Annotated in this window: 17 protein-coding genes; 10 read left to right on the plus strand and 7 right to left on the minus strand. The window is 72.8% G+C overall.

What is annotated here, in order from left to right; genetic code table 11:
• Positions 1–28: 28 nt before the first annotated feature.
• The gene (locus tag NCI01_RS01860; protein WP_254179763.1) at positions 29–1,759 is read left to right on the plus strand and encodes a DEAD/DEAH box helicase; all 1,731 of its coding nucleotides are present in this window, start codon (positions 29–31) and stop codon (positions 1,757–1,759) included.
• 206 nt (positions 1,760–1,965) lie between these two features.
• Here the strand turns inward: NCI01_RS01860 and NCI01_RS01865 are convergent, their stop codons facing one another.
• Both NCI01_RS01865 and NCI01_RS21940 read right to left on the minus strand, forming a co-directional pair.
• A complete protein-coding gene (locus NCI01_RS01865; protein ID WP_254179764.1) occupies positions 1,966–2,535 on the minus strand; it encodes a YceI family protein in 570 nt (189 codons plus the stop codon).
• A 161-nt stretch (positions 2,536–2,696) separates the two neighbouring features.
• On the minus strand, positions 2,697–2,822 hold the full coding sequence (locus NCI01_RS21940; protein WP_302181428.1) for a hypothetical protein: 126 nt from the start codon (positions 2,820–2,822) through the stop codon (positions 2,697–2,699).
• Between the two features lie 248 nt (positions 2,823–3,070).
• On the opposite strand from NCI01_RS21940, the gene NCI01_RS01870 reads away from it, so the two are divergent.
• A complete protein-coding gene (locus NCI01_RS01870) occupies positions 3,071–3,331 on the plus strand; it encodes a hypothetical protein (protein WP_254179765.1) in 261 nt (86 codons plus the stop codon).
• Positions 3,332–3,420: 89 nt separating this feature from the next.
• Positions 3,421–5,244, plus strand: coding sequence for a glutamine--fructose-6-phosphate transaminase (isomerizing) (gene glmS, locus NCI01_RS01875; RefSeq protein WP_254179766.1), 1,824 nt, complete (start codon positions 3,421–3,423; stop codon positions 5,242–5,244).
• Positions 5,245–5,407: 163 nt separating this feature from the next.
• On the opposite strand, the gene NCI01_RS01880 is transcribed toward glmS, so the two are convergent.
• The 3 genes from NCI01_RS01880 to NCI01_RS01890 are packed head-to-tail and all read right to left on the minus strand — an operon-like array spanning position 5,408 to position 9,015.
• A complete protein-coding gene (locus NCI01_RS01880; RefSeq protein WP_254179767.1) occupies positions 5,408–6,817 on the minus strand; it encodes a hypothetical protein in 1,410 nt (469 codons plus the stop codon).
• Positions 6,818–6,865: 48 nt separating this feature from the next.
• Positions 6,866–8,413: a glycerol-3-phosphate dehydrogenase/oxidase gene (locus NCI01_RS01885; protein ID WP_254179768.1), complete on the minus strand. Its 1,548-nt coding sequence runs from the start codon at positions 8,411–8,413 to the stop codon at positions 6,866–6,868.
• Positions 8,413–9,015 (minus strand): TetR/AcrR family transcriptional regulator, encoded by a 603-nt coding sequence (locus tag NCI01_RS01890; protein WP_254179769.1) that lies wholly within the window; start codon positions 9,013–9,015, stop codon positions 8,413–8,415. The genes NCI01_RS01885 and NCI01_RS01890 overlap by 1 nt, the downstream gene beginning before the upstream one ends.
• 17 nt (positions 9,016–9,032) lie before the next feature.
• Between NCI01_RS01890 and NCI01_RS01895 the strand changes: the two genes are divergently transcribed.
• Positions 9,033–10,622, plus strand: a complete 1,590-nt coding sequence (locus NCI01_RS01895) for an FAD-binding oxidoreductase (RefSeq protein ID WP_254179770.1) — start codon at positions 9,033–9,035, stop codon at positions 10,620–10,622.
• Positions 10,623–10,640: 18 nt separating this feature from the next.
• On the opposite strand, the gene NCI01_RS01900 is transcribed toward NCI01_RS01895, so the two are convergent.
• Positions 10,641–11,276, minus strand: a complete 636-nt coding sequence (locus NCI01_RS01900) for a pirin family protein (protein ID WP_254179771.1) — start codon at positions 11,274–11,276, stop codon at positions 10,641–10,643.
• 75 nt (positions 11,277–11,351) lie between these two features.
• Here NCI01_RS01900 and NCI01_RS01905 point away from each other — a divergent pair, with 75 nt between their 5' ends.
• The 6 genes from NCI01_RS01905 to NCI01_RS01930 are packed head-to-tail and all read left to right on the plus strand — an operon-like array spanning position 11,352 to position 18,672.
• Positions 11,352–12,716 (plus strand): GH1 family beta-glucosidase, encoded by a 1,365-nt coding sequence (locus NCI01_RS01905; protein WP_254179772.1) that lies wholly within the window; start codon positions 11,352–11,354, stop codon positions 12,714–12,716.
• Between the two features lie 34 nt (positions 12,717–12,750).
• Positions 12,751–13,287, plus strand: coding sequence for a hypothetical protein (locus NCI01_RS01910; RefSeq protein WP_254179773.1), 537 nt, complete (start codon positions 12,751–12,753; stop codon positions 13,285–13,287).
• Positions 13,284–14,366, plus strand: coding sequence for a sulfotransferase family protein (locus tag NCI01_RS01915; protein ID WP_254179774.1), 1,083 nt, complete (start codon positions 13,284–13,286; stop codon positions 14,364–14,366). The genes NCI01_RS01910 and NCI01_RS01915 overlap by 4 nt, the downstream gene beginning before the upstream one ends.
• Positions 14,366–15,319 (plus strand): glycosyltransferase family protein, encoded by a 954-nt coding sequence (locus NCI01_RS01920; protein ID WP_254179775.1) that lies wholly within the window; start codon positions 14,366–14,368, stop codon positions 15,317–15,319. The genes NCI01_RS01915 and NCI01_RS01920 overlap by 1 nt, the downstream gene beginning before the upstream one ends.
• A complete protein-coding gene (locus NCI01_RS01925; RefSeq protein WP_254179776.1) occupies positions 15,316–17,094 on the plus strand; it encodes a hypothetical protein in 1,779 nt (592 codons plus the stop codon). Before NCI01_RS01920 ends, NCI01_RS01925 begins: the two co-directional genes overlap by 4 nt.
• Positions 17,095–17,097: 3 nt before the next feature.
• The gene (locus tag NCI01_RS01930; protein ID WP_254179777.1) at positions 17,098–18,672 is read left to right on the plus strand and encodes a glycosyltransferase family 2 protein; all 1,575 of its coding nucleotides are present in this window, start codon (positions 17,098–17,100) and stop codon (positions 18,670–18,672) included.
• Between the two features lie 219 nt (positions 18,673–18,891).
• Here NCI01_RS01930 and NCI01_RS01935 read toward each other — a convergent pair whose 3' ends face one another.
• The gene (locus NCI01_RS01935; protein WP_308213179.1) at positions 18,892–20,064 is read right to left on the minus strand and encodes a nucleotide sugar dehydrogenase; all 1,173 of its coding nucleotides are present in this window, start codon (positions 20,062–20,064) and stop codon (positions 18,892–18,894) included.
• Positions 20,065–20,068 lie beyond the last annotated feature (4 nt).

Below are 20,068 nucleotides of genomic sequence, written 5' to 3' on the forward strand. Positions count from 1 at the left end.
TCCCCCGTGAGGCCCTACCTTTGAGGGTGTGAGTGATGACCGACTTGTAGCACCGGACCAGACCTTCTCCGACCTCGGCCTCGCGCCCGAGGTCCTCAAGGCGCTGGCCGACGTGGGCTACGAGACCCCCTCGCAGATCCAGGCGCTGACCATCCCCCCGCTGCTCGAGGGCCGCCACGTGGTCGGCCTCGCGCAGACCGGCACCGGCAAGACCGCCGCCTTCGCGCTGCCGATCCTCTCCCAGCTCGACATGAGCCAGAAGACCCCGCAGGCCCTCGTGCTGGCCCCGACCCGCGAGCTCGCGCTGCAGGTCTCGGAGGCCTTCGAGAAGTACGCCGCGCACATGAAGGGCGTCCGCGTCCTGCCGATCTACGGCGGCCAGGGCTACGGCGTCCAGCTCTCCGCGCTGCGCCGCGGCGTGCACGTCGTCGTCGGCACGCCGGGCCGGATAATGGACCACCTCGACAAGGGCACGCTCGACCTCTCCGAGCTGCGCTTCCTGGTCCTCGACGAGGCCGACGAGATGCTCAAGATGGGCTTCGCCGAGGACGTCGAGACGATCCTGGCCGACACCCCCGACGACAAGCACGTCGCGCTGTTCTCCGCGACGATGCCCGCACAGATCCGCCGCATCTCGAAGAAGTACCTCGCGGACCCGGTCGAGATCACCGTCAAGAACAAGACGACGACCTCCTCCACGATCACCCAGCGCTACCTGATCGTGTCCTACCCGCAGAAGGTCGACGCGCTCACGCGCATCCTCGAGGTGGAGAACTTCGAGGGCATGATCGTCTTCGTCCGCACCAAGAACGAGACCGAGACGCTGGCCGAGAAGCTGCGTGCTCGCGGCTACTCGGCGATGGCGATCAACGGTGACGTCGCGCAGGTGCAGCGCGAGCGGACCGTCAACCAGCTCAAGGCGGGCAAGCTCGACATCCTCGTCGCCACCGACGTCGCGGCGCGCGGCCTCGACGTCGAGCGGATCAGCCACGTCGTCAATTACGACATCCCCACCGACACCGAGTCCTACGTCCACCGCATCGGCCGCACCGGTCGCGCGGGCCGCAGCGGCGACTCGATCGCCTTTGTGACCCCGCGCGAGCGCCACCTGCTCCGCGCGATCGAGAAGGCGACGCGCCAGCCGCTCACCCAGATGCAGCTGCCGACCGTCGACGACGTCAACGCCACGCGCCTCTCGCGCTTCGACGACCAGATCACCCAGGCCCTCACCCAGCCCGAGCGCATCGACTTCTTCCGCGACGTCGTCTCGCACTACGTCAGCGAGCACGACGTGTCCGAGGTCGACGTCGCCGCGGCCCTCGCCGCGGTGATGCACGGTGAGCAGCCGCTGCTGCTCGAGCCGGAGCCCGAGCAGCGCCAGCGCTCCTTCGAGGAGCGCGCCAGCCACGGCGGCAAGGCCGACCGGGCACCGCGGGAGTCGCGCAGCGGCGCGCCGATGGCGGCGTACCGCATCGAGGTCGGCAAGCGGCACAAGGTCGAGCCGCGCCAGATCGTCGGCGCCCTGGCCAACGAGGGCGGCCTGTCGCGCGGCGACTTCGGCTACATCTCCATCAAGCCGGACTTCTCGGTCGTCGAGCTGCCCGCGGACCTGCCGCCCGGCACCCTCGACCGGCTATCGGGCACCCGGATCTCCGGCAAGCTCATCGAGATCAAGCCCGACAACGGTCCGTTCCGCGGCCGTCCCGGTGGCGGCCACCGCAGCAGCGGCGGCGGCTACAAGGGCAAGAACCCCCGCTGACCGGGCACTTCCTCGCGCTGGACACGACTGACCGGGCATCTCCTCGCGCTGTAGCGCGAGGAGATGCCCGGTCGGCGCATTCCAGCGCGAGGAAGTGCCCGGTCGCCCCGCACATGCGACGAGTCGGCGCATCCTGCACGCGTGCTGCGTGAGGATGCGCCGACTCGATCGCGGTGGCGCGTCAGGACGCGCCGGCTCGACGTGGGTCAGGCGTTGCGGATCGCCGAGACGTCGAACTCGAGCTTGATCTTGTCCGAGACGAGGACGCCGCCGGTCTCGAGCGCGGCGTTCCAGGTGAGGCCCCAGTCCTTGCGGTTGATGGTGGTCTCGCCCTCGAAGCCGACGCGCAGGTTGCCGAAGGGGTCACGGGCCGAGCCGGTCTGCTCGAACTCGATGGTGACCGGCTTGGTGACGTCCTTGATGGTCAGGTCGCCGGTGATGGTCCAGTCGCTGCCGTCGCGCTTCACGTCGGTGGAGCTGAAGGTCATGGTCGGGTAGGTCTCGACGTCGAAGAAGTCGCCGGACTTGAGGTGGCCGTCGCGGTCCGCGCTGCCGGTGTCGACGGAGGCGACCTGGATGGAGAGGTCGACCTTGGACGCGGAGGGGTCCTTCTCGTCGATGTGGGCGGTGCCCTCGAAGGCGCCGAACTGGCCGCGGACCTTGGTGACCATCGCGTGGCGGGCCACGAAGCCCAGGCGGCTGTGGCTGACGTCGAGGGTGTAGTCGCCGGTGGTGTCGTCGATCGCGGTGGTGGGGGTGTCGAACGTGCTGCTCATGGGGATCTCCTGGGGTGCTGGTGGCTTTGGTAGAACTTTCAACCACCCTAACGGACCGCCCCCAGCGTTCATTCCCGACCGCGGCCACGAGTTGTCGCTCGCGCGCGAAATGGCGACGAGCCACGCCCCGAGGGGGCGCGGCTCGTGTGGGTGACCTGGGGTCAGGCGGCCTGGGTGGCGACCGCCTCGACGGTCGTCCAGCGTGCCTCCATGCGGGTGCGACCCGACGCGTCCGTGACGGCGACCCAGGTGCAGACCGGCGCACCGGTCATCGACTGCTTGCTCATGTGACACCTCCCGTTCACCTTGTGTTCACCTAGCGTAGCACGTCCCCACCCGCGCACCATCGGATCGCTGAAGATCGGCGGACTTCCCCCACTGGACCCCGGCTCGAACGGCTTATTGCCGGGTCGATGCCCCACTTGGGATGCATGTGGCGGGCCACGAGACCTCCATCGCAAACGAACTGTGACGTTCTTGCCCGATTTCGGGCAGGAAGTTGCCCGAAGGCGAGCGGGAGGCCCATCATCATCCGGTGCCAGACCCCGCCCTCGTCGCCCACGTCGTCGCGACCACGTCGTTGTCGCCGGGGGAGGCTGCCCGGGTGATCGACGACGTGATCGCCTTCCACGCCCAGCCGGTGGAGGACTACGTCCGGGCCCGCCACGCGAGCCTCAAGACGTACGGCGCCAAGAACCCCGAGATCTTCGCGCGCATCGCCGAGGAGCTCGCCCAGCGCGTCGTGGCCGCCCCCGAGCTCTCGGAACGGCAGCTGCGACGCATCGTCTACGGGTGAGGGGCGCGTAGCGGACCCCACGACTGTGGTCGGGACCGCGCCGTGCCGAGACCCCCCGTCTCAGAAGTCATCGAAAGGAACCAACCAACATGTGTGGAATCGTCGGCTACATCGGTCGTCAGGAGGCGGCCCCGGTCGTCCTCGAGGGGCTGACCCGCCTCGAGCACCGCGGCTACGACTCGGCGGGGGTCGCCGTCCTCGGCAACCGGGGGGTCCGGGTGGTGAAGCAGGCCGGCCGGGTGCGCGACCTCGCCGGCGTGCTGCCCAAGCGCTTCGCGGGCGCCACGGGCATCGGGCACACCCGCTGGGCCACCCACGGCCCCGCGACCGACGCCAATGCCCACCCCCACACCGACGAGGCGGGCCGCGTCGCCGTCGTCCACAACGGGATCATCGACAACTCCGCCGCCCTGCGCGCCGAGCTGGCCGACGCGGGCGTCACGCTCGCCAGCGACACCGACACCGAGGTGCTCGCCCACCTCGTCGCGCGCAGCGACGCCGACACGCTCGAGGGCAAGGTCCGCGACGCCCTCGGCGCGGTCGTCGGGACCTACGGCCTCGCCGTGCTCCACGCCGACTTCCCCGACCGCATCGTCGTCGCCCGCAACGGCAGCCCGCTCGTCGTGGGCGTGGGGGACAAGGAGATGTACGTCGCCTCCGACCTGGCCGCGATCGTCCGCCACACCACGACCGTCGCGGTCCTCGACGACGGCGAGATGGCCACCGTCACCGCCGCCGGGTTCAGCACGATGCGCCACCGCGACCTCGTCGCCACCGGCAAGACCGCCGCGCAGCTCGACGTCGACGCTGCCTCCTACGAGGCCGGCGAGCACGAGTCGTTCATGCGCAAGGAGATCCTCGAGCAGCCGACCACCGCGCAGGCCGTGCTGCGGGGCCGGCTCGACGAGCGCTTCGGCACCGCCCACCTCGGCGGCCTCGACATGGACGCCCGCGACCTGCGCGCGGTGCGGCGGGTGAAGATCCTGGGCTGCGGCTCGGCCTACTACGTCGGGCAGATGGGCGCCGCGCTGATCGAGGAGCTGGCGCGGATCCCGGCCGACGCCGAGGCGGCGAGCGAGTTCCGCTACCGCAACCCGGTGATCGAGCCCGACACCCTCTACGTCGCGGTGAGCCAGTCCGGCGAGACCATCGACACCCTGCTGGCTGTCCAGGAGGTACGCCGCAAGGGCGGGCGCTGCGTCGGCCTGGTCAACGTCGTCGGGTCGGCGATCGCCCGCGAGTGCGACGGCGGGATCTACCTGCACGCCGGGCCTGAGGTCGCCGTGGCCAGCACCAAGGCGCTGACCAACATGTTCCTCGCCTTCGCGCTGCTCGCCCTGCAGCTCGGCCGCGTGCGCGACCTGTCCATCGCCGACGGCAAGCGCCTCGTCGCCGGGCTGGAGCGGCTGCCCGGGCAGATCGAGGAGGTCCTCGCCGGTGAGGCCGACCTGGTCGAGGTGGCCAAGGACCTGGCCGAGGCGCGCAGCCTGTTCTTCATCGGTCGCGTGCGGGGCTTCCCGGTGGCCCGCGAGGGCGCGCAGAAGTTCAAGGAGATCAGCTACCGGCACGCCGAGGCCTACCAGACCTCCGAGCTCAAGCACGGCCCGCTGGCGCTCATCGACCCCGAGGTTCCGACCGTCGCGCTCGTGCCGCACGACGAGCTGGCCGAGCGCAACGTCGGTGCGCTCCACGAGATCGAGGCACGCAAGGGCCCGCTCGTGGTCATCACCCACGAGGACGTCGACCTCGGCGAGGTCAGCGCCCGCCGCATCGTCGTACCGCGCAACGAGCCGGAGCTCGACCCGATCCTGCTCAACGTCCCGCTCCAGCTGCTGGCCTACCACGCCGCCCAGCACCTCGGCCACGACATCGACAAGCCGCGCAACCTGGCCAAGTCGGTCACCGTCGAGTGACGGCGAAAGCCTTCAGGACGGCCTGAAATGGGAGGCCGCCCCTTGCCGCATGGGGTCGGCAAGGGGCGCGCCGTGGAGAACCTTCGCACCCGGTCCACGTCCTGTCCGTGGATCGAGGGAAGTGCCGACTGTTTTTGCTGTCGGCTGCATCACGTGCGGTGGCTCAGAGCTGCTCGGCCGCCGACGTGACCGTCAGGTCGAGGCTGCCGGTGGCGCCGGGCGGGACCGCCAGGACGGCGACAGCCGGGTTCGCGAAGGCGTCCCAGGGCGCCGGTGACGTGAGCGCCGACGGGCTCATCGTGAAGGCGTTGGGCGGCTCGTGGATGCCGAAGCACCTGACCATGTCGACCGAGGGGTTGCACGGGCCGTAGCCGCTCACCGTCCTGACCCGCCAGTCGCCGAGCGGGCCAGTGGCGTTGCTCAGGGTGACGGTGGCGCCCGAGCCACCCGACTCCTGGCGCGGGAGCTCGGGGAGCTCGCCGACGACCCACTGGCCGGGCGTGGGCACGGTGTAGGTGACGGTCCCGCCGTCGACGGCGGCGGGAGCGGCGAGGGCGGCGCTCCGGACGCGCACCTGGACCGCGGTGCCGTAGCCCGGAGCGTTGAGCACGTTCATGACGTAGGTCCCGCTCGCGGGGAGCTGGATGATCGGGCAGAACGAGGTCTGGTCGCCGCCGGGGCACACGCCACCGACCCTGGCCGGGAACTCGCCGAGGACGTCGAGCGTCTGCGCGGTCCACCACCGCGTCTCGGTGGGATCGCTGGTGCCGCTGGTCAGCTCGGGGTAGATCCACTGGCCGGCCTCGCCCGTGAAGACGAGCGTGGCCGACACGTTGTCCGCCGCGCCCCGGGTGACGGTGACGGCAGGCCCGTCGACGGCGACGGGCTGCAGCTGGGTGATGGAGAGACGTGCTTCTGTTCCCGGCGCGACCTCGGCGAAGTAGCGCCCGACGGGGCTCGGTCGGTCGTACCGCATCGGACCGGGCTGGTCGCTCACGAGGTAGGACGTGTCCTCACCACCGAGGCCGCGAGCGATGCTCCGGTCGGGCCGGATGAGGTCGAAGGTCCCTGCGGTGACGTGGGCGACCTGGTGGGCCAGGACGCGGAACGGGACCAGGTGGGTGACCTTCGTGCTCCGTCCCGCGCGTGACCGCTCGCCGGGCAAGGCCCGGTCCTGCCGCACGACCTTGCGCACCTGGAGCCGGACCTTGGTCTTCTCCTGCGTGCGGCAGGGCTTGTTGATCGCGGTGTACGCGCCGGTGCGGGGCAGCCGCCAGTAGCCCTGCGCCCATGGCTTCACGGTCTTCCCGCCGCTGCGCAGGACGCGGCCGCCGCACTGCTCGGTCGCGTCGACGCGGGCGAGGTTGACCAGCTGGCCCTTGCGGCCGGTGAAGGTCAGCCGCACCTTGTGCGCGGTCGTGGCGCGGACGGGCTCGTGGCCCAGCTTCACCACCCGCGTCTTGGTGGTGGCGGCCGCGCGCTGGTCCGCAGCGGGCGCGGCCTGCGCTGTGAGTGCCTGGGCAGGCAGGACCAGGGCGAGCGCGACGGCACAGCCCCCGAGACGACGAAGCATGGGATCCCCCGATCAGGTCGGCGCACCGTTGCGCACGACAGGGAGACGCTACCGCCGCGCGGATGGTTGCGAGGCGAGGGCCAGCGCCCGCCGGGCGAGGGGTTCGGCGGCTGCGCGGTCCGCGGCGACGAGGCCCACCCGGGTACGCCGGTCGAGCAGGTCGTCGACGTCGTGCGCGCCCTCGTGGGTGACCGCGAAGACCAGCTCGGCCAGCGTCACGGGGACGTCGTCGGACACCGGGGCGAGCAGCTCGTCGTCGGCGAGGCCGGTGACCTCGCGGGCGGTGGCGAGCACGAGGTCGGCGTCGGTGCCGAAGCGTCGTACGAGCCGGGCGGGCGCGCTCCAGCGGCGCAGCACGTCGGGTGGGGCCGCGCCGAGCAGGGGGAGCGACGCGGTGCGGCACGGACCGGCCTCGAGCCGCCCGTCGCCGACGATGCTGTCGAGGGTGTCCTGCGCCATCCGGCGGTAGGTGGTGAGCTTGCCGCCGACGACGGTCGTCATGCCGGTCGGCGAGGTGAGGACGGCGTGCCGGCGCGACAGGTCGGCGGTGGCGTCGGTGCCCGCCACCTCGAGCAGCGGCCGCAGGCCGGCGAAGGCGCCCACGACGTCGGCCCTCGTCGGTGCCGCCGCGAAGGCCGAGGCCACGACCCCGAGCAGGAAGTCGATCTCGTCGTCGCTCGGCTGCGGCACGTCGGGCACCGGGCCGGTCACCGGCTCGTCGGTGAGGCCGACGTAGATCGCCCCGTCGGGCTGGGGGAGGACCATCGCGAAGCGTGCGCTCGTGCCCGGGATCGGCACCATCACCGCCACCCGCGTGTGCGGCAGCGCCGACCCGCGCAGGACGAGGTGGGTGCCGCGGCTCGGCCGCAGGCGCACCTGGGCGTCGAGGTCGCCGGCCCAGACGCCGGTGGCGTTGACGACCGCCCGCGCGCGGACGTCGTACGACGCCCCGGTGAGCTCGTCGCGCAGCGTGACGGACGTGCCGGTAGCCGAGGTGACGCGGGCCCGCGTGCGCACGTGGGCGCCGTGGGACGCCGCGGTGCGCGCCACGGTGACCACGAGGCGGGCGTCGTCCTCGAGCTGCCCGTCCCAGGCGAGCAGCCCACCGCGAAGGGTGTCGGCGCGCAGCGCGGGGGCGAGGGCGAGGGTCTCGGTGGCGTTGAGCCGGCGGGGGCGCGGGAGCGTCCGCGCTCTGGTGTGCGCGCTGCGACGGAGCACGTCGCCGGCCTGGAGCCCGCCCCACGTGAGGGCGGTCCGGCCAGGCGACATCGCGTCGTCGACCGGCGTCAGCATCGGCAGGGGGTGGACGAGGTGCGGTGCGGTGACGCCCATCAGGATGCCGCGCTCGATCGCGCTCTCGTGGGCGATGGCGAGCCGGCCCTGCGCGAGGTAGCGCAGGCCGCCGTGCACGAGCTTGGACGACCAGCGCGACGTGCCGAAGGCGAGGTCGTGGGCGTCGACGGCGAGGACGGACAGGCCCCGGGTGGCGGCATCGAGCGCGACACCGGCGCCGGTGATGCCGAGGCCGACGACCACGACGTCGACCTCGTCGGGGACCCCGCCCAGGCCGGGCGTGATGCGGCGCCCGGGGCCCATCAGGGCTCCAGGGTCCGGGTGATCAGGCGGGCGTACTCCCCGTCGAGGTCGGCCAGGTCGACCTTCGCGTCGGTCATCGTCAGGGCCGAGAAGACGAAGCCGTGACCGGCCAGCGTCAGCGACCGCGCGATCAGGACCGCGTCGCCGGGCCGGATCGTGCCGGCGGCCTGGCCCGACTCGATCTCGGCGGCGAGGATCTCGACCAGCGCCTCCTGCGAGCGCCCGCGGCGGTGCAGGAGGTAGGGCAGCATGAGGTCGGGGTCGAGCTCGACGATGCGGACGAAGAGCTCGTTGTCGCGCAGCGCGCGGACCGTCGCCAGCGCGGCGGCGGCGATGCCGTCGGGCGTCGTCGTGTCGGCCGCAGCCACCTGGGTCGCGGATGCGATGCCGACCCACTCGCGGGTCATCAGGTCGCCCAGCAGGGAGCCCATGTCGGGCCAGGCGCGGTAGATCGTCATCCGGGAGACGCCGGCCCGCCTCGCGACCTCGGTGAGCGTCGTACGCCGCCAGCCGACGTCGAGGATGCAGTCGCGGGCGGCGTCGAGGTAGCCGTCCAGCCGCGGGTCGCCCGTCGACGGCTCGGTGTGACGAAGTGACGACATGTGTCACACTGTAACGCATGCCGATCGAGCCGACCCCCGTCGAGATGCACCCGCAGCGCTGGGGGACCCCGTCCGAGGCCCCTCGTCCGGCCCTGCCCGACTCGGCGCTCGGCCTCGTCGAGATCGTCTTCGGCCTGCAGGACCGCCCGCCGGTCGAGGGTGCGACGCCGCCGCCCTCGCGGCTGGACGACGTCCTGCTCGACGGTCTCCGCGCGGTCGTCGGCGCCGACCACGTCCTCACCGACGACGCGACGCGGACCCTGCGCACCCGGGGCAAGTCCACGCCCGACCTGCTGCGCGCCCGCGCCGGCGACCTCGACGACGCCCCGGACGCCGTCGTCCGGCCCGACGGGCACGAGGAGGTCGCGGCGGTGCTGGCGTGGGCGGTGGAGCACCGGGTGGCGGTCGTGCCGTTCGGCGGCGGCACGTCGGTCACCGGCGGGCTGGCCGCGCGCCGCGACGGCTTCGCCGGCCTCGTCAGCCTCGACCTGGTGCGGATGCGACGGCTGCTCGCCGTCGACGCGGTCTCGATGACCGCGACCCTCGAACCGGGCCTGCGCGGGCCCGAGGCCGAGGCGCTGCTCGCCGAGCACGGACTGACGCTCGGCCACTACCCGCAGTCCTTCCGGCACGCGTCGATCGGTGGCTTCGCGGCCACGCGCTCGAGCGGGCAGTCCAGCGCCGGCTACGGCCGCTTCGACGCGATGGTGGTCGGCCTCACCGCGGCCACGCCGACCGGCACGCTGCGCCTCGGCTCCGCACCGGCCAGCGCCGCCGGGCCCGACCTGCGCCAGCTGCTGCTCGGCTCCGAGGGCGCCTTCGGCGTGATCACCTCCGTCACGGTGCGGGTCCGTCGCGCCCCCGACGTGACGTCGTACGAGGGCTGGCGGTGGCCGTCCTTCGGCGCCGGTACCGACGCGATGCGCACCCTGGCGCAGGCCGGGCTGCTGCCGACCGTGCTGCGGCTGTCGGACGAGTCCGAGACGGCGATCAACCTCGCCGACCCCTCGTCGATCGGCGGCGCCGACGACCCCGGCTGCCTGATGATCACCGGCTACGAGGGCACCGCGTCCTTCGTCGACGCCCGGCGCGCCGCCGTGGGTGCCGTCCTGGCCGACCTCGGCGGCACGCCCCTCGGCACCGAGCCCGGCGAGAGGTGGGCGCACGGGCGCTTCGACGGCCCCCACCTGCGCGACGCGCTCCTCGACCACGGCGTGCTCGTCGAGACGCTCGAGACGGCGACGTTCTGGTCCGACCGGGAGCGGTTGTACGCCGACGTGAAGGCCGCGCTCACCTCGACGCTCGGCGAGGGATCGCTGGTGCTCTGCCACGTGTCGCACGTCTACGAGACCGGGTGCTCGCTCTACTTCACCGTCGCCGCCCGGCAGGCCGACGACGCCATCGCCCAGTGGCAGGCGGCCAAGGCCGCGGCCAGCGACGCCATCGTCGCCGCGGGCGCGACGATCACCCACCACCACGCGATCGGCACCGACCACGCGCCGTGGCTGGCCCAGGAGATCGGCGACGTCGGGGTGCGGGTGCTCCGCGCGGTCAAGGCCGAGCTCGACCCGGCGGGGATCCTCAACCCCGGCGTGCTCATCCCCTGACGGCTGGTCGGGGCCCGGTCAGGCGAAGGACCAGACCAGGAGCTCGGTCGGTCCGGTGGCCGTGACCCGGCGCCCGGGCTCGTCGGTGAGGCGCACGGCGTCCCCGGCGCGCAGGTCGAGACCCTCGAGCGAGACGGCCCCGGTGGCGGCGAAGACGTGCTGGCGCGGGCCGTCGGGCAGGACCACCGACTCGCCGGGGGAGAGCCGGGCCACCAGGAGCCGCGCCCCGCTCGTGCCGATGGGCAGGCCGTCGCCGCCGGCCACGTCCACCAGCCCGGACGACGTCGGCGGCGCCTCGCCCAGGACGTACGACGGGGCGGTGCCCGCCACGGACGGGGTGAGCCAGGCCTGGATGAAGCGGCAGCGCCCCGACGACGCGTCGGCGACCTCGCTGTGCCGCACACCCGTGCCGGCGGAGAGGACCTGGGCGCGGCCGGCCTCCACGACGTGGCGGCCGCCGGCGGCGTCGGTGTGCACGAGCGCGCCCTCGAGCACCCACGTGACGATCTCGAGCTCGGTGTGCGGGTGCTCCGGGTAGCCGGCGACCTCCCCGGCCGGCGGCTCGAGCAGGTCGTCGTTGTGGCACACGAGCGGTCCGAAACCGAGGTTGGCGGGGTCGTAGTGGGGCCCGAAGGAGAAGGAATGCCTGGTCAAGCGCCCCTTGACAGTCTCCGACGACCTGTCTGAACCGGCGTACACGGCCATGCCCATCCCGATATCTTCGCGGATGTGCCACCCCCGCATGCAGCTGCCCCGCACGACTTCCCCCTGCTCCCTCCCGGCTTCCGCTTCGGCACCAGCACGGCGAGCTACCAGATCGAGGGGGCGGTGGCCGAGGACGGCCGCGGCCCGAGCATCTGGGACACCTTCACCGCCGAGCCCGGGCACATCGCCGACGCCAGCAGCGGCGAGGTCGCCTGCGACCACTACCACCGGGTCGACGAGGACGTCGCGCTGATGAAGGAGCTCGGCACGGGGGGCTACCGCTTCTCGATCGCGTGGCCCCGCATCCAGCCGACCGGTCGCGGACCGGCCAACGAGAAGGGCCTGGCGTTCTACGACCGGCTCATCGACACGCTGCTCGCCAACGGCCAGGAGCCGATGGTCACGCTCTACCACTGGGACCTCCCTGAGGCCCTGGAGGACGACGGTGGCTGGCTCAACCGCGACACGGTCGAGCGGTTCGCCGACTACGCCGCGATCGTGGGGGAGCGGTTCGCCGACCGCGTGGCGCACTGGATCCCGGTCAACGAGCCCAACGTCGCCTCGATCCTGGGCTACGGGCTCGGCACGCACGCACCGGGCAAGGCGCTGCTCTTCGACTGCCTGCCTGCCGCCCACCACCTGCTCCTGGCCCACGGCCGCGCGGCCATCGAGCTGCGCCGGGCCGGGGCGACGTCGATCGGCTGCGCCAACAACCACGCGCCCATCTGGCCGGCGAGCGACGACGACGCCGACGTCGGGATGAGCAAGATCTTCGACGCGCTGTGGAACGGCTCGTTCCTCGAGCCGATGCTCCTCGGCCGCTACCCCGTCGACCTCATGCCGCTCTTCGAGGGCGTGATGGCCGAGGGCGACCTGGCCACCATCCGGCAGCCGCTCGACTTCTACGGCGTGAACTACTACCAGCCGATGAAGGTCGCCGCCGCCGACGAGGACTCCGCCATCCCCTTCGACCTGCGCGAGGTCGTCGGCTACCCGACCACCGACTTCGGCTGGCCGATCGTGCCCGACGCACTGCGCGAGTGGCTCGTCATGTTCCGCGCCCGCTTCCGCGCCGCCCTCCCGCCGATCGTCATCACCGAGTCCGGCTGCAGCTACAACGTCGGCCCGGACGAGAACGGCGTCGTGGACGACCAGGCCCGCATCGACTACCTCCGCGCCCACGTCAACGCCGTCTCCGAGGCCGTCCAGCGCGGCGTCGACGTCCGCGGCTACTACTGCTGGTCGCTGATGGACAACTTCGAGTGGGCCGAGGGCTACACCCAGCGCTTCGGGCTCGTGCACGTCGACTACGAGACGCTCCAGCGGACCCGCAAGAAGTCGTTCCACTGGTACGCCGACCTGATCAAGGCCCAGCCCCAGCACCTGTAGCCCGGCAGCACCGGGTGGGTGGTTGACTGCCCGCATGGCTGACGACCGACCCGTCCCCGACCGGCCGGTCCCGGACCGTCCCGGGTCATCCGGCGCGGGTGGGGGCTTCTCGGGCGGCTCGTCGAGCAGCCACGGGATGACGTGGATCTCGCTCGTGCTGCTGCTCGTGATGGTCGTGGTGGTCGGATGGCGGCTCTTCGACTCCTGGGACAGCCGCCAGCCACCGTCGGGCGTCGAGACGCAGCAGGCGACGGTCGTCGGCTTCGAGGAGCTCGGCACCAGCCGGGCCGGCCAGAGGTCGACGGAGTTCACGTCGGTCGTCTTCGAGCTGCCCGACGGCGAGCAGGCCTCCGCCCTCTACGAGCTGCGCTCCCTCGGCGACGTCGAGAAGGGCGACGAGATCACCGTCTACGAGCAGGGCGGCGAGTGGCGTACGACGTCGGAGCGGGCGTGGGGATCGACGCTCGGGTGGGCCCTCGGGATGGTCGCCCTCCTCGTGCTGATCGCCGGCTGGTTCCGCGTCAGGTGGCGGGCGGAGCGGCCGGGCGGCCCCGATAGGCTCCGAGCATGACCGAGCCCACCAGCCGCCGCGTCGTGTTCGTCGTCGGCTCGGGCCGCAGCGGCACGAGCACGATGGCCGGCACCCTGCGCACGCTCGGCCTGCACGTCCCCCAGCCAGAGGTGGTCGCCGACGCCAGCAACCCCAAGGGGTTCGGCGAGCCGCGCTGGGTCGTCGACCTCCACACCGAGCTCCTCGCCCGCAGCAACGTGCAGGTCTCCGACGCCCGCCCGCGTGCGTGGCTCGACACCGGCACCACCAGCGGTGACCACGCCACCCGCGCCCGGGTGACCGACTGGCTCGAGGAGCAGCTCGCCGTCGGCGACGAGCTCGTCGTCAAGGACCCCCGCGCGGCCTGGTTCCTCGGGCTGTGGCGGGCCGCGGCCGACCGCTGCGGCGCCACGCCGTCGTACGTCACGATGCTGCGGCCGGTCACCGAGGTGGTCGGCTCCAAGCAGACCTACTACGGCCGGATGGGCGCCGGCTCCGACCAGGGCGCGGTGACCCGCACCGCCGCGTGGGTCAACATGATGCTCCACACCGAGCGGGCCACGCGCGGCCAGCAGCGGGCGTTCGTGCACTACGGCGACCTGCTCGACGACTGGACGCGGCCGGTCTTCGCGCTCGGGGAGGCCTTCGACCTCGCGGCGGTCAAGACCGCGATGGCCGTCGACATCGCCGAGGTGCACCGCTTCATCGACCCGTCGCTGCGGCGGGTCACGATGACCTGGGACGACATCGGCGTGCCCGACCGACTGCGCGAGCTCGCCGACGAGACGTGGCAGGCGCTCGACGCGATCGCCCGCGACGACTCGCCCGCCCAGCAGGAGCGCTGCGACCAGCTCCGCGCCGCCTACGCCGAGCAGTACGCCGAGGCGGAGGCGTTCGCCCACTCGACCGTCGTCGCCCAGCGGCGCGCCGCGGCCGCGGAGGCGCGTCGCGAGGCCGGGCAGCCCGCCCGCAGCGGCGCCGACCGCGTGCCCCACGCCGTACGGGCGATGGTGCCGCCCGGCGCCCGCCGGAAGCTGCGCAAGGCGATCGGCCGGGAGCGCTCGCCCCAGCAGGATCAGCCCCAGCAGGATCGGGCCTGATGCCCGACATCGCCTCCCTCGAGGGGGACCCGGCCTACGACGTCACGTGGCCCTGGACGTCCGGCGAGGCGCTGGTCCCCGGCCTGACGTGCGTCTTCCGGGTCCGCAACGAGGCGCGCAACCTGCCGTGGGTGCTGCCGCCCGTCTTCTCGGCCGTCGACCACGTCCTGGTCGTCGACAACGGCTCCGACGACGGCACCGCCGACGTCGCCCGCGACGTGGCCGAGCAGTGCGACGCTGCCGACCGCCTCACCGTCCTCGACTACCCCCACCAGGTGGCGCGGGCCGGTGGCGAGCACCTGGCGACACCAGCGACGAGCGTCCACTCGCTGACGCACTTCTACAACTGGTGCTTCTCCCACGTCCGCACGACCTACTCGATGAAGTGGGACGGCGACATGGTGCTCACCCCCGAGGGGGCCGGCATCCTGCGCGACCTCGCGTGGCAGCTGCAGGCGACCCGCGCCATCGTCGCGATGCCGCGCCACCCGCTGACGGTGGTCGACGAGTCGACCGGGTGGCTCGACCTGTCGCTGCGCTTCCTCGAGCCGTGGGTCTACCCGATGGGCCCGGAGTTCACCTTCGTCAAGGCCTTCGACTGGGAGCTGCGCGAGTTCCCGCCCGGCGTCGAGCGGATCGTGCTCCAGCAGGGGCTGGTGCTCGAGGTGAAGTGGCTCGACGCGGACGAGTACGCCCACTGGCGGCGCGACGGCGTCGACTTCACCAACACCCGGCTCTACCGCAAGCTGCGGGAGTTCGAGGTCGACGAGGCGATCCGCAACGGCGACCCCGAGGCCCTCGGCGGGCTGGTGAAGGTGACCGCGCCCGCGGGCGTCCACATCATCGACCACGTCAGCCGCGACTGGCTGTGGCGCCAGCCCCGGCCGCTCGTGCAGCACTCGCTCCCCGCCTCCCTGAAGAACCGAGCGCCGAAGGAGCGCGTACGACCGTGACGCACCCCCTCCACGACCTCCGGCTCCCCGGGCCCACGCTGGTGCTGGTCGACGACTCCGACAGCCTGGCGCTCGAGGCGCTGCACGGCATCGAGGACCTGCCCGGCATCGAGCCCACCGTCGTGCCGCTGTCCACCCTCGACGGCCCGCGCAAGGGCTGGGGCTCGGTGCTGGTCGTGGCCGCCGACCGGGCGCGGCTGCGGCGGATGGCCAGCGCCGTACCGCTCCTCGGGCAGTGCAAGGCCGTCGCCTGCTGGCTCACCGACGCGCCCACCCCGTGGGTGCTGGTGCCGCGCCCGGAGTGGCCGCGGCTGGTGCACCTCGCCGCGCGCGAGGCCGGCGACCGCGGCGTCCTGACCGTCGCCCGCTTCGCCTCCGGCGCCCGGGCCCAGCTCGTCGTGATGGAGATGGCGCGCCAGGCCGCCGGCCCCGGTGACACCACCCACGGCGGCCTCGTCGTGTCCTACGCGGACCGTCCGGCCGCACCCGGCATCGACGCCCGCTCGGTGCTGCTGCGCGACGCCGCCGGTGCCGGCGACGCCGACCGCGACGTGCCGCCCGACGTCGTCGTCGCGCGCCGCGGCGGCGACGTCGCGGTGCACCACGTCATCGACCGCGCGCCCACCGTCGTCACCGACCCCGGCCCCGAGCCGGTCGACGAGCGCGTCTTCAACCCGATCGGCTTCCGCAAGGACTGGGACCACCCCGTCGTCGACCTGTCCCGGCTGGTCGACCGGTCGGGCCCCGGCCCGGTCACCGAGGGCGTGGTCGAGGCCGCCCGCGCCTTCCAGGGCGTCCGGGTGCCCGCCGACACCCCCACCGCCGACCTGCTGGCCCTGGCGATCTCCGGGGTGCCGCTCGTCACCCAGGGCGTGCTCGACGTCGCGCCGCCGCTCGCGGCCGCGCTCGACGCCGAGGTGGACCTCGACGACGCGCTGCGGCGCGAGGAGCACAGCCTCGCCGTGCGCCGGGCCGCCTTCGACCACCACTCCACGCTGGCATGGCGCTCGGCGCTGGCCTCGCGCGCCGGCGTGCGCCACGTCGGGCTGCCACCGGTCAGCGCGCTGCTGTCGACCAAGCGGCCCGACATGCTCGACTTCGCGCTGCGGCAGGTCGCGCGGCAGCGGGGCGCGGAGGTCGAGCTGGTGCTGGCCGCGCACGGCTTCGAGCCCGACCGCGACGCCGTACGACGTGCGCTCGGCGACCGACCGCACCAGGTGCTCACCTTCGACGGCTCGGCGTTCTTCGGCGACGTCCTCACCGCCGCGGCGCGGGCCGCGTCGAGCGACGTGCTGCTCAAGGTCGACGACGACGACTGGTACGCCCCCGACGCCGTCCACGACCTGCTCATGGCGCGCCGGTTCTCCGGCGCCGACGTGGTCGGGATGCCCTCGGAGTTCGTCTACCTCCACGCCAACGCAGAGCGCGAGGCGCTCACCGTGCGGCGCCGGCACCCCTCGGAGCTCTTCGCCCGCTTCGTCGCCGGTGGCACGCTCCTGCTCGACCGCGGGCTGCTGCGCTCGCTCGGCGACTTCCGCCGCGTGCGCAAGTTCGTCGACGCCCAGCTGCTGTCCGGGGTCGAGGCGGCCGGCGGCCGGATCTACCGCACGCACGGCCTCGGCTACGTCCTGCGCCGCACCGGCGCAGGACACACGTGGCAGCGCAACGACGAGGAGTTCCGCCGACCTGACATCGTTGCCTCGGAGTGGCCGGGCTTCCAGCCCAGCCTGGCGTTGGAGGTCGACCCGCTCGACCGGCCTGACGGGGGGAGCTAGGACATGGCACGGCAGCCGGTGGTGCGGCACAACGACTGGGGGTCGCTCACGCCCGCGACGCTCGGTGACTGGGAGCCGACGCTGTCGGTCAGCGTCGTCGTGCCGACGTTCAACTACCAGCACACGCTGCCCTACGTCCTCGCCGCGCTCGCCGCCCAGTCCTACCCCGCGCACCTGCTCGAGGTGCTCGTCGTCGACGACCAGAGCACGCCGCCGCAGGAGCTGCCGGAGGTCCGCCCCGACAACACCCGGCTGATCCGCGTCGAGGAGGGCTGGGGCCGCGCCAACGCCTGCCACCTCGGCGCGCTGGCGGCCGACGGCGACGTCCTGCACTGGTACGACGCCGACATGCTCGCCTACCGCGAGGAGGTCGAGGCCCACGCGCGCTGGCACCACCTCGTGGACTACGCCGTCCCGGGCGGCCACAAGCTCTTCGTCGACCCGACCTCGCTGCTCGAGCTCGACCCCGACGTCGTGCGCGACCGGGTGGCCGCCGGCGAGGCGGGCGACCTGTTCCCCGGGCAGGACCACGAGCCGCACCAGTGGGTCGAGGACTACTGGGCCAAGACCGACGACCTCCGCTCCGCCGGGCCGCGGGCCCAGCGCTACCACATCGGCATGACCGGGTCGGTGACGAAGGCGCTCTACCTCGACTCCGACGGCTTCGACCGCACCCTGCGGCTCGGCGAGGACATGCACCTCGGCCACTCGCTCGCCCAGGCCGGCGGTGTCTTCGTCGTCGACCGCGAGGCGCGCAGCTGGCACCTGGGCCGCTCGCAGGTGCTGCGCCGCGCCGAGCAGGTCAACCGCTTCAACGACCCCTATCTCGCCGACCTGGTGCCGACGATGCGGCCCAAGCGCAACCGTCGCGGCCGCACCTACCAGGTGCCCTACCTCGAGGTCGTCCTCGAGGCCGGTCCCGCGGACCAGACGATCCACCTCGTCGACTCGCTGCTCGACGGCGACGTCCCCGACCTGCTGGTCACCGTCGTCGGGCCGTGGTCGAGCGTCCACGACGACCGCGTCCAGCCGGTCGAGGACCCGGTGCTGGAGACCCGCCTGGTGCACCGGTCGTTCGTCCACGAGCCCCGGGTGCGGCTGGTCGAGGAGGCGCCGACCTCCTCCGACGCCGAGTTCGCCCTGACCCTGCCGGAGGTGTCGCTCGCCCCGCTGCCGGCCGCGCCGGCCGCCCTCCTCGACGACCTCGAGCGCACCCACCACGGCGCCCGCCTGCTGGCGTACGACTCGGGCGCGGTCGCGCGTCTCGAGCGGACGGCGGCGGTGGCCCGGGTCGACCGCCTGGCCGGACCCGGCGACGACCGCGACGTGCTGCTCGAGGAGTCTTTCGGCGTGAAGACCTACCCGGCCACGTCGGTCGGCTGGGTCCCGGTCGCCGACCGCGTGGTCGAGCGGTTCGTCCTCGGCGCCCGGCCGCCGATGGACCCCGACAAGTCGGAGAAGCGGCTGCGCAAGTCGCTCGCCAGGGGCAGCGCGTCCGCCGACGTGTCCGACGACCGGTCGGTCCCGGCCGCCGTCGACGGCGACCACAAGCGGGGGCTCTTCGGCCGCCGGCGCTGACCGGGCACTTCCTCGCGCTGGGGGGCGCTGACCGGGCACTTGGTCGCGCTGGGGGGCGCTGACCGGGCACTTCCTCGCGCTGGGGGGCGCTGACCGGGCACTTGGTCGCGCTGGGCGACGCTGACCCCGGGCGCTTGGTGCGCGAGGAAGTGCCCGCTCACCGGTCTGGTGCGCGAGGAAGTGCCCGCTCACCGGTTTGGGGCGCGAGGAACCGCCCGGTCAGTCCGCGCCGAAGAGGTCGCGCGTATAGACCTTGTCGGCGACGTCGCGCAGCTCCTCGACCATCCGGTTGGCGACGATGAGGTCGACGCGCTCCTTGAAGGCGGCGAGGTCAGCGGTGACCTCCGAGCCGAACCAGGAGTCGACGTCGAGCTCGGGCTCGTAGACGACGACCTCCACGCCCTTGCCCTTGAGCCGCTTCATGATCCCCTGCACCGACGACTCGCGGAAGTTGTCCGACCCGGCCTTCATGATCAGCCGGTGGATGCCGACGACCTGCGGAGCGCGGTCGAGGATGTCGAAGGCGATGAAGTCCTTGCGGGTGGTGTTGGCCTCGACGATCGCCGAGATCAGCGTCTGCGGGACGTCGGAGTAGTTGGCGAGCAGCTGCTTGGTGTCCTTGGGCAGGCAGTAGCCGCCGTAGCCGAACGACGGGTTGTTGTAGTGCGTGCCGATGCGCGGGTCGAGCCCGACGCCGTCGATGATCTGCCGGCTGTCGAGGCCGTGGGACAGGGCGAACGAGTCGAGCTCGTTGAAGTAGGCCACCCGCATGGCGAGGTAGGTGTTGGCGAACAGCTTGATGGCCTCGGCCTCGGTCGGCTCGGTGAAGAGCACCGGCACGTCGTCGGCGTCGGCGCCCTTGACCAGCAGCTCGGCGAACGCGCGGGCCCGCTCGGAGTCCTCGCCCACGACGATGCGGGCCGGGTGCAGGTTGTCGTGGAGCGCCCGCCCCTCGCGCAGGAACTCGGGCGAGAAGATCACGCCGTCGATGCCCAGGCGCGCGCGTACGTCCTCGATGTAGCCCACCGGGACGGTGGACTTCACGACCATGGTGGCGCGCGGCTCGATGCGGTGCACGTCGCGCATGACGGCCTCGATCGAGCTGGTGTCGAAGTAGTTGGTGACCGGGTCGTAGTTGGTCGGCGTCGCGATGATCACGAAGTCGGCGCCGGTGTGCGCCTCCTCGGGATCGGTCGTGAAGGTGACGTCGAGCTCCTCCTCGGCGAGGAACCGGGAGATGTCGTCGTCGTGGATCGGGCTCTCGCCCCGGCGCAGCGTGTCGACGCGCTGCTCGTCGAGGTCGAGGCCGACGACGGTGTTGTGCCGGGCGAGCAGCACGGCCATGGACAGGCCGACGTAGCCGAGGCCCGCTACGGAGATCTTCGTGGTCACGCGG

Source organism: Nocardioides pinisoli (assembly GCF_024199985.1).
In the GTDB taxonomy this organism is placed as follows: Bacteria; Actinomycetota; Actinomycetes; order Propionibacteriales; family Nocardioidaceae; genus Nocardioides; species Nocardioides pinisoli.